We start from the raw sequence: 3,690 nt of genomic DNA, 5'->3' as shown, positions 1-3,690 counted from the left end.
AGCCGCTCAACAGCAGCTTTCAGGCTACCGGCGAGGTGCCCGTTGACATGGGTGTTCGCGGACTGGAAGTGTTTGTGAATCCCTGATACTATAAACTCCAGTAATTCCAGCGGCTGAATTTTCCGCGGTAAATACCTTTCAGGTCCACCAGGATTCCGTCGCCATTCAGTAAACCGGCAAAGTCGCTCTCGCTGAGGCTGCTGTACTCGCTGTGATTAACGGCCACCACCACTGCATCGTAGGGTCCTTTTGCCTGCTCTGCCAGTGAAAAGCCGTACTCTTCCATCAGCTCATGGCTGTCAGCATGCGGATCTACCACGTCCACCTTCACACTGAACGACTCAAATTCGCGAACCACATCTACCACCTTTGAGTTGCGGATGTCGGACACATTTTCCTTAAACGTTGCCCCCATGATGAGCACTTTGCATTGACCAATGTTCTTGCCTTTTGCAATGATCTTCTTTACCGTTTGCTTGGCTACATAACCACCCATGCTGTCATTTACAAAACGACCTGAGTTGATGATTTGCGCGTGGTAACCAAGCTGCTTTGCCTTGTGGGTGAGGTAGTACGGATCCACACCAATGCAGTGGCCTCCCACCAAACCCGGCTTGAAGTTGAGAAAATTCCACTTGGTGCCGGCGGCTTCAAGCACCTCATAGGTGTTGATTCCGATGCGGTTAAAGATGATAGAAAGCTCATTGATCAACGCAATGTTCACGTCGCGCTGGGTATTTTCGATAATCTTGGCGGCTTCGGCAACCTTGATGGACGAAGCGCGGTGCACACCGGCATCTACCACCAACTCATATACTTTGGCAATTTGCTCGGCTGATTCCTCGCAGCACCCCGACGATACTTTTACAATCGAGCGTAGGGTATGCTCCTTATCGCCCGGGTTAATGCGCTCAGGGCTGTAGCCCACTTTAAAATCTGTCTTGAACTTAAGGCCTGATTCGCGCTCAAGCACGGGCACGCAATCGTCTTCGGTACAACCTGGATACACGGTAGATTCGTACACCACGTAATCTCCCGGCTTCAGCACTTTACCCACGGTTACGGAGGCCGAAAGTACCGGCTTGAGGTCGGGCATTTTGCTGTCGTCAATGGGAGTTGGAACCGCCACCACAAAAAAAGTGGCTTCGCGCAGGTCTTCGGGGTTGGCGGTAAAGGTGATATCGCAGCCTTCAAATGCCTCAGGCTCCAGTTCATTGCTGGGGTCCTGATTGTTCTGCATCATCTTTACTCTTTCGGGGTTGATGTCGAAGCCAATCACTTTCATTTTCCTTGCAAATTCAAGGGCGATGGGCAAACCTACATATCCGAGGCCTATCACGGCCAGTTTCGTTTCGTTAGCGGTTAATTTATCGTAAATCATTTGTTGTTTGGGTAGTATAACTTGCTTTGGTTGCGCAATTCGTAAATTCTTTCGATGATGTCCACCACTTTCAATCCTTCGAGGGCGTTGGTGGTAGCCATGGTTTTGTTTTGAAGCGTATCCACCACATTGGCAATGATAAAGTGGTGGTTGGCAGCACTACCTTTGTACGGACCATAGTCGTTGGCCGGGCCGCTTTGGTCCAGCTCTGGCATGGTGTAATTATCCACGTGGCAGTAGTCCACCTGGTTCATATACTGCCCGCCCACTTTGATGCTTCCTTTGCTGCCAATAATGGTCATACTGCTTTCCAGGTTCTGATCCCACACGGAAGTTGAGTAGTGAATACTTCCGAGGCCTCCATTCAAAAACCTGAAATTGACCATTCCGCTGTCTTCAAAATCGGTAGTATGTTGGTGGTTGAAATCGGCAAAGCGCCCCTGGATATCACCGATATCGCCAAACAGCCAGTACATGATATCAATAAAATGCGAAAACTGGGTAAAGAGGGTGCCTCCGTCGAGATTGGCCGTGCCCTTCCAGCCCGCTTTGTTGTAGTAGCGGTCGTCGCGGTTCCAGAAACAGTTGATTTGAACCATATAAATATCTCCCAGGCGACCCGATTCTACCATTTCTTTGAGCCACACTGAAGGCGGTGAGTACCGGTTTTGCATGACGCCAAATACGTGGCGGGAAACCTGCAATGCCTTGAAGATAATCTGCTCACAACTTGCTTTGGTGAGTCCCAGCGGTTTTTCGCACACCACATGCTTGCGGTGCTCAAGCGCCAGGATACTCTGCTCTGCGTGCAGGCCATTGGGAGTACAAATGTTTACCACGTCTATCTCCGGATGCTGTTTGAGCATCTCTTCCATGTCGGAGTAAACAGGCACTTCATATTCGGCCAGAGAGGCTTTGCCATCTTCGTTTACCTCGCAAAGGGCAACCAATGAAGCGTCGTCGCTGCGGCGAATCATCTCTGCGTGTCGCTTGCCAATATGACCGCAACCCACTACAGCAAAATGCACTTTATCTCCAATAGGGGTCATGGCTCTATACGTGTTACCTGGTTGTTTTCAAGTTTGTACTGCTGCCCTGACTCGGGGCACTGAGCCAATCCTACTGCATTAAATTCGAGCTTGTGCCCGTATTCACTCATCCAGCCCATTTGGCGTGCAGGGTTGCCCAACACCAGGGCGTACGGCGGCACTGTTTTGGTGACCACTGCACCCGCTCCGATAAAGGCAAATGCCCCAATGTCGTTTCCGCATACAACCGTTGCGTTGGCACCGATGGTAGCTCCTTTGCCGACGTGCGTTTGCAGGTAGGCATCACGGCGATTAACGGCACTGCGAGGATTGATTACATTGGTAAACACCATGGAAGGCCCGAGAAACACATCGTCGTCGCAGGTCACTCCTGAGTAGATGGATACGTTGTTCTGCACTTTTACGTTGTTGCCCAGCAGCACGCCTGGGGATACCACCACATTTTGTCCGAGATTGCAGTTTTCTCCGAGTTTACAGCCGGTCATAAGATGGCTAAAATGCCAGATTCTGGTACCGTCGCCAATCTCGCAACCGTCGTCAATTACTGCTGTTTCGTGCGCAAAGTAGCCCATTACTTTCGGATGTAATTTTCGAAACTGAAGTGCTCTTTTTTGTTCAGTTCCTCGGCAGACAGCGAGCGGAAATAGGCATAGGTGCGCTTGAGGCCCTCTGCCCTGTCAATGGCAGGCTCCCAGTTTAAAACCTTTCTCGCCAATGCAATATCAGGGCGGCGCTGTTTGGGGTCGTCTTTGGGCAGTTCACGAAAAACAATTTTCTGATTGGTTCCGGTGAGTTTGAGAATTTCCTCGGCAAAATCCAGAATGGAAATTTCGTCGGGATTGCCCACGTTTACAGGCTCTACGTAATCGCTCATCAGCAGGCGGTAGATTCCTTCCACCAAATCATCCACATAACAAAAGGACCGCGTTTGTGAGCCATCACCAAAAACGGTGAGGTCTTCGCCACGCAATGCTTGTCCGATAAAGGCAGGTAGTACGCGGCCGTCGTTCAGCCGCATTCTAGGGCCATAGGTATTGAAAATGCGTACAATGCGTGTTTCCAATCCGTGAAAACGATGGTAAGCCATGGTCATGGCTTCCTGAAAGCGCTTGGCCTCGTCGTACACGCCACGCGGCCCAACGGGATTCACGTTTCCCCAGTAATCTTCGGTTTGGGGGTGAACCGTGGGGTCGCCATATACCTCAGAAGTGCTGGCCACGAGTATCCGCGCCGACTTAGCCTTTGCCAATCCCAGCAGAT

General features: G+C 50.8%; 4 protein-coding genes. All 4 read right to left on the bottom strand.

Going from position 1 to position 3,690, the window contains the following annotated elements; translation table 11 throughout:
• Positions 1–88 precede the first annotated feature (88 nt).
• Positions 89–1,378 (bottom strand): nucleotide sugar dehydrogenase, encoded by a 1,290-nt coding sequence (locus tag EA392_02425; GenBank protein ID TVR41104.1) that lies wholly within the window; start codon positions 1,376–1,378, stop codon positions 89–91.
• Positions 1,378–2,430, bottom strand: a complete 1,053-nt coding sequence (locus tag EA392_02420; protein TVR41103.1) for a gfo/Idh/MocA family oxidoreductase — start codon at positions 2,428–2,430, stop codon at positions 1,378–1,380. Before EA392_02420 ends, EA392_02425 begins: the two co-directional genes overlap by 1 nt.
• Positions 2,427–3,002, bottom strand: coding sequence for an N-acetyltransferase (locus EA392_02415; protein ID TVR41102.1), 576 nt, complete (start codon positions 3,000–3,002; stop codon positions 2,427–2,429). The genes EA392_02420 and EA392_02415 overlap by 4 nt, the downstream gene beginning before the upstream one ends.
• Positions 3,002–3,690 (bottom strand): NAD-dependent epimerase/dehydratase family protein (locus EA392_02410; protein ID TVR41101.1); only part of this gene is annotated, 689 nt, incomplete at its 5' end. The genes EA392_02410 and EA392_02415, both read right to left, overlap by 1 nt.

This window comes from Cryomorphaceae bacterium, assembly GCA_007695365.1.
In the GTDB taxonomy this organism is placed as follows: Bacteria; Bacteroidota; Bacteroidia; order Flavobacteriales_D; family SKUL01; genus SKUL01.
The sequence above is the reverse complement of the archived record's forward strand: the minus strand, read 5'-3'. Positions and strand labels throughout refer to the sequence as shown.

Bases quoted from the DNA above. Each gene is read 5' to 3' on its own strand.
- EA392_02420 (TVR41103.1), bottom strand. From the start codon at position 2,430: ATGACCCCTATTGGAGATAAAGTGCATTTTGCTGTAGTGGGTTGCGGT.
- EA392_02415 (TVR41102.1), bottom strand. From the start codon at position 3,002: ATGGGCTACTTTGCGCACGAAACAGCAGTAATTGACGACGGTTGCGAG.